This is a genomic window from Yaniella soli, assembly GCF_054782375.1.
On the sequence record NZ_BAAGSP010000054.1, the window covers coordinates 1 to 5,829 of the forward strand.

Genomic DNA, 5,829 nt, shown 5'->3' on the forward strand with positions numbered 1-5,829 from the left:
ACATACATCACATTTGGGTTTTCTTCCAGCAAGAGTCACTCACATAGACTGCTGCCTATGACGATCTGCGTTTTACCGCATGACAGCAGGCGACTCGACAGATAAAAAGCACACGTTTTGTCCTTTAAGCCAGAAACCCGTCAGGATGATGTTCCCATTAATGGCAGTGCCGGAGAGCCACCGGTTTCCCAGCCAGGCGATGCCTTTGATAAGGGTGCTGACTTCGAGTCGGTGAACATTACAACTGCAGAAGACGGCAGCATTGTACCTCCACAAGAAATTACCTACACCTTTAGTGCAAATCTTTCCCAATGGGACGGAAATGCTGAAGATGGGTACCTCAATGATGACGACTTCACCCTGAACCGCAATGTGGTCATCAGTGACTCTCTGCCAGAGCAGGCAGAGTGGGATACTTCAGCTGAAGAATTCATCTCAGGCGTGGAGCTGACCCAAGCTGAAGACTTTGACGGCGACAGCGCTGCATTTGCTGCTGACGACTACGTCAACCAGTACGCGGTGGTCGGTCAGAACCTCTACATCAACATTGGGCAAGACAGTGAAACTAACGCTGAGATTTCAGCGAAAGCACTGATCACCACCACTGATGGTCTGACCAGCAATAATGATGGTGGAATTGAGCGTTACGAACTGATCAATGACGCGCAATTCACGTTCAACGATGATGGAGACCCTTACGGTTCTAGCGTCGAAGTCACGCTCAATGATCGTGGCGACGGCCTCGAGGATGAAGCAAAGTTCTCCAAAACGGCACTCGATGATGACGGCCCGGTCTACGTTGAGGAAGGCGAATCCGCGACACTGGAATACCGCTTCCAAGCTAATGGCGACTGGTCAAATGCTGTTGATGTAACCAACAGCTACATTGTTGATCACCGTGATCCGAATGTTTTCGACTTCTCGGATCTCGAGCAGACCGTTGACAGTATTAGCGGAACGCTACAAGACGGCGCTGTACAGTTCGATGAATCGCATTTCGATTTGAGCGCTAATGACGAGGGAGAACTTGTCATTGCACTCAATGAGAGCGGAATTGCTGCGGTTGAGGACAGTTCGGCTGAGCCAACTGCCCCTTACGTTGTCGATATTGCACTCAACACGGTGCCGCTGTCAGATCGGCAGACCTTGAACGTCGAGAACTCTGCTACGCTCTATGGCTCGGATGATTATCCACTGTACTGGTCGGAAACCACCAGTGAAGCCAGCTCGTATGGTGACGAAGCAGAAGTTCGCAAAACCATCCGCGATTCTTTCCACGAAGAGTGGACGCAGAACCTGCGCGTTGAAATTGGTGACGACGGCGAACTTGTTCAAGATGAGTACGTCTACAACCTGGCGTTCGTCCCGCATGGTAACTATTCAGCGGTGGAGATTAGCTCGGTTGTTGATGAACTCCCTGAGGAGCTGGAATTCGTTGGCTTCGTTGACCACGATGACGTAGATACCGGCGCCAACCCGACCGATGGTCCACAGGACATTGGCGGTAACCTCGAAGCTGTCTATAACGAAGACGACCACACCGTTTCGGTACAGCAGCAAGACGGCACACTTCTCGAACAACAAGAGAACATTAGCGCCAATGTGCTGGTACGGATTGTCGAGTTTGAAGAAGATGTTCCTGTAGCGAACTTCTTCGGTAGTTCTTCAGCCGAGTACACGCCATCTGATGGGTACCCAATTTCCATCGCGAAGGTCAACTCGCAAAACGACGAAGTCGTCATCAATGACCCGGAATCTCGGTTCCAGGTCTTCGACAGCGAAGACAACGTCGTTGTTGAAGACGCATTCGTGGAAGATGGCCAACTGCGCGTACTGGACGAGGACGGTGAGACCAGCGGTCTCGTCGTTCGTGAACCAGGTACGTACTACGTTGAAGAAACCGTAGCTCCAGAAGGCTACGAGCTCTCCACCGACCGTATCGCAGTCGTTGTTGATACCTACGGCAATTCGGAACAGCAAACGTTCGAGAACGATCCGATTCCGAATGTTGAAATCATCAAGGGTGACGGTGACGCCGATGAGGGCACCATCACCAACGATGCGAATTCACCGGAGGATGCCGAGCAGTACAGTCACTTGGAAACTCGTGACGTTGTCATCACGGTTCAGAACACCGGTAACGAGGATCTCGTTGACGTTGTCCTGACTGATGAAACGCAGTCCGGTGCTGACATTGAGAGCCTTGTTTGGGCGTTGCCGAATGGTGACACCGTTGAGGCAACGGCCAATGATGATGGTGTGTTGACTGCCGCATGGGATGGTCCATGGGCGGTTGGTGAAACCATCACTGGTACCGCAACGTTGACTCTGACCGCAGGCGACGAGTTGCACACTAACCTGGCGTCGGTGGATGCTGTTGGTGCGGCCTCGGGTACTGAAGTCGAAGATGAGGATCCATATAACGCAGATCCTGCTGATCGTGACTACGCGATTGGTGACTACGTTTGGATCGATGCCGACAATGATGGTCTCCAAGGCGACGACGAAGAGCCACTCGAAGATGTCACGGTTGTGCTATACGACCAAGATGGCGAAGAGCTCGACCGTACCGAGACTGATGAACGGGGTCGGTACTTCTTTGATAACCTCCCAGCCGGTGACTGCCAGGTCGGTTTCGAACTGACTGACGAACAAGCATCTACCTACAAATTCACTGACGCACTCGCCGGTGACGTAGAAGCTGACTCGGATGCCGGCGACGATGGCCGCTCAACGGTCTTCACACTTGGCCAGGACAATGAATTCCTGACCTCGGATGAGAACTACGAGTACTTCGACATCACCGCCTCCGAGGGGATCGACCCCACCTGGGATGCTGGTGTTGTCCTGCTGGATCCTGCGGTAGAAATCATCAAGGGTGACGGTGACGCCGATGAGGGCACCATTACCAACGATGCCAACACCGAAGACGATGCAGTGGCCTACGAGGACGGCGAAACCCGAGACATCGTAATCACCGTTCAAAATACCGGAAACGAGGATCTCACCGACGTTGTCCTGACTGATGAAACCCAGTCGGGCGCTGACATTGAGAACCTGGTTTGGACGTTGCCGAACGGTGACACCGTTGAAGCAACCACCAATGAAGATGGTGTGTTGACCGCCGAATGGGATGGCCCATGGGCAGTCGGCGACACAATCACCGGTGTGGCGACTCTGACTCTGGCTGAAGGCGAAGAGCTGCACACGAACCTGGCATCGGTTGATGCTGTTGGTGCAGCCTCGGGAACTCCGGTTGAGGATGAGGACCCATACAATGGGACTCCGCCAGAAGTGGTTGAGGAAACTCCACCACCTGTCGACGGTGAGGATCCAACCCCGGATCCTTCGGATGATCCATCCGACCCAGAAACACCTAAAGACAAGGAAGGCGAACTGCCGATGACCGGTGTGAACCTCGCACTGATGTTGACTGCAGCTGGCCTGCTATTGCTCGTGATCGGTGCCGTGCTCTACGCGCGTCATCGTAACCGCAGCGAAGTCTAAACTCTAGGAACATGACGCGAAAGGCGCTGGCAACCACAGACCATGTGGTTGCCAGCGCCTTTCGTTTTGCGTTGAGTAAGTCAACCGACCGCAGGGGAGTGACGAGGCTCTTAGATGAGGCCTCGACGTTGTGCTGCCAGCACTGCATCATCGGCCGACGAGACCTCGAGTTTCCGGTACGCTGACTTCAATTGTGTCTTGACAGTATTCAGTGAGACAAAGAGCCGCTCGGCGATTTCGGCACGAGTGTGCCCCTTCGCGACTTCTGCCATGAGCTCGACTTCGCGTTCGGTCAGCCCACGGCCGGGTTTAGGTAAGCCTGTGAGGAACGTCGATGCACCGCCGGGGTCCTTGGGCCATGAGGGCACGTGTTTGGCAGCGAGCTCGCGTGTTTCCGGGCTGAACAGTCTGATTTCCTCATCACCGAGACCGCGCGGTATATCCGCGACCCTTTCGAGGGTCTCGACACACTGACTGGTCTCGCCAGCCTGATTTTGTGCCGCGGCGAGGACGGATTTGCGTCGTAAATCGAGCACGCGAAAGCCACGTGTTTGAGACCGAAGCTGGGTCGCTAATTGGATGGCCTGTTGAGTCCGCCCGGCATAGAGATGTCCGGCGGCTTCAATGATTTGTGTATACGGTAAATTGTGATCTGCGCGGACCAATAATTCTTGCGCATCGGCGCCGCGGCCGGCCTCCATTGCCAACATGGCGCGTTTTACCGGAATAACACTTCCAGCAAAGCCGTTGCCATCAACGCGAGGCAGTGGCATCGAGTCGAACACCTCGAGACGGTGGTCGAGCTCATCAAGATAGCCGGCGGATACCAAAACCCGCTGAACCGCGACAATATAGAAGGGCCACATTTCACCGATGTCATGCAGGCTAATAGTGTCGAGCCGTTCGATGGCCTCGTCGTAATCGTCGATAGAGGTCAGTATCTCGGCGAAATCACGGTGCGTATCAATGTGGGCCTCGGCCCAGCTGGATGTTCTGGGGATGCGTGTGGCGCGGTCAAGAAATGATCGGGCCGTCGCCGCATTGCCGAAACATGCGTGGAGGAGGGCTGATTTGACGAGTGCGTCGCGCGTGAGAAAAGCATATTTTGGGACGGCCGCGTGCATTTGCGCCTGGGTTAAAGCGCTCAGGGCACGAGTGAAATCGCCAGCAAGCATCGCGGAAATACCAATTTGCACTGATGTTTGCAGTGCCCAGCCATCATTGGCATCAACAGTCGGATGCATCTTGCCGTGATAGTCGTTGGCGGTTTCGCCTTGCTCGAGCGCCTCAATGGTTCGGCCGTGGACCCGGAAATCACTCATGCGTAGCATCGACAGCAAGAACATTTCCTCAGCATTGTTCGTGTCAACGGTCGATAAGTACTCATGAACGTCGAACTGGCCTGCGGACGCGGCGGTGAGTAGTCGGTAGCCTGCATGCAGCAACGACCCATGCGACGGTATTTTACTGGCGAGAAGACTCACGATCTCCATAGTCCGTGGGGGCTGCATACCGAACCACGCTGCGGCCGTATTTTCTTCAATGAGTGTGGCTGCGAACGCCCAGTCTTCGCGTGAGATGGCGTCTTCGATTTCCGCTACGAAGTGCGCCAGTTCATCCTTGGCAGGGTGGGAATCCGTCTCTGGTTTGATTGGATTCGACATCCGGTGCCCCTTCTTTTGTTGAACCTCTAATGATGTATTTCAAGTCATTCTAGCTGATACTGCATACTGCAGGGAGTTTATGATATGTGGGCTGACGCCAGTTACCTTGTAGGTGGTTCTGCGCAGTGCCTTCCAACGATGAGTGACTCAAGGTGCTCATCCTGTGTCGTAGGGGTGATGAACAGGCTGATAACGGCATGTCTCGCCAATAGCCTATTTGCTGTCAAGGGCCAATTTAATTTGCACGTTTAGGGACACGGTTTTTGCACGGTTTGGGACATGAACGGGTGTGCGGTTTGGGTCTTCGTGGTCGGTTAGTTGGTAATGCCGGTGCCGTTGAGGGCTTGGGTCATACGCACGGAGTCCCCAGACGTTTGGACCAGATGTGCATGATGCAGGAGCCGGTCAACGGTGGCGGTAGCAAGCGTTTTGGGCATCAGCGTGTCAAAAGATGCAGGATGCATATTCGATGACAACGCAATCGAGGTGCGCTCATAGCAGGCCTCCACGACGCGGTAGAGGGCTTCGGCAGCTTGATCTGATACCGGCAAGAGGCCGATGTCATCGATTTATGGCGATATCTGCATAAATCGATTTATGCCGAGGTGGGGATTATGTCGATAAGTCTGCTGACGGGTGGCTCCGATCGTTGAGAACA

The 5,829-nt window shown here is 54.1% G+C and carries 3 protein-coding genes; 1 reads left to right on the forward strand and 2 read right to left on the reverse strand.

The features are described 5' to 3' along the window. Positions 1 to 117: 117 nt before the first annotated feature. A complete protein-coding gene (locus tag ACYVJT_RS14920; protein WP_499418527.1) occupies positions 118 to 3,507 on the forward strand; it encodes an SdrD B-like domain-containing protein in 3,390 nt (1,129 codons plus the stop codon). 110 nt (positions 3,508 to 3,617) lie between these two features. Here ACYVJT_RS14920 and ACYVJT_RS14925 read toward each other — a convergent pair whose 3' ends face one another. Together ACYVJT_RS14925 and ACYVJT_RS14930 are read right to left on the reverse strand one after the other, a co-directional pair. After that, the gene (locus ACYVJT_RS14925; RefSeq protein WP_343960247.1) at positions 3,618 to 5,171 is read right to left on the reverse strand and encodes a helix-turn-helix transcriptional regulator; all 1,554 of its coding nucleotides are present in this window, start codon (positions 5,169 to 5,171) and stop codon (positions 3,618 to 3,620) included. Between the two features lie 314 nt (positions 5,172 to 5,485). Then, complete coding sequence (locus ACYVJT_RS14930; protein ID WP_499418528.1) at positions 5,486 to 5,740, reverse strand: ATP-binding protein; 255 nt, start codon at positions 5,738 to 5,740, stop codon at positions 5,486 to 5,488. Between the last annotated feature and the right edge of the window lie 89 nt (positions 5,741 to 5,829).

What these genes read in the sequence shown, in the direction of transcription:
- ACYVJT_RS14925 (WP_343960247.1), bottom strand. Translation starts at nt 5,171, where the DNA reads ATGTCGAATCCAATCAAACCAGAGACGGATTCCCACCCTGCCAAGGAT.